1 protein-coding gene is annotated in these 317 nt (G+C 79.5%); it reads right to left on the bottom strand.

The features are described 5' to 3' along the window. Positions 1 to 62: 62 nt before the first annotated feature. A partial coding sequence (locus tag FK498_RS19680; RefSeq protein ID WP_161988504.1) for a hypothetical protein occupies positions 63 to 317 on the bottom strand: 255 nt, incomplete at its 5' end.

Below are 317 nucleotides of genomic sequence, written 5' to 3'. Positions count from 1 at the left end.
CGGCGGCGCGGGCCGCATCGCCGAAGCGACCCGGCCGGTGAACAGCGCGAGCCCGGGCGCGGTCACGGCGGTGTTGCCAGAAGGGCGGCGGCGAGCGGGGCGGGCGCGAAGCGGCGCTCCATCTCGGCCTGGGCGACGAGCAGGTTCATGCGCAGCCCGCCGAGGATCGCCGGCTGCTCGCCGCGGCGCAGATCGGGGTGGATCGGCAGGGTCTCGAGCAGCACCGCCGCGGCGTCGAGCGCCAGCGTGTCGGCGGGCTGGGGCGGGGCGAGCTGGCGGCGGGCCAGGAGCGCGCGGTAGCCCCTCCGCGCCGCCTC

Source organism: Elioraea sp. Yellowstone (genome assembly GCF_006704265.1).
Classification (GTDB): Bacteria; Pseudomonadota; Alphaproteobacteria; order Acetobacterales; family Acetobacteraceae; genus Elioraea.
The sequence above is the reverse complement of the archived record's forward strand: the minus strand, read 5'-3'. Positions and strand labels throughout refer to the sequence as shown.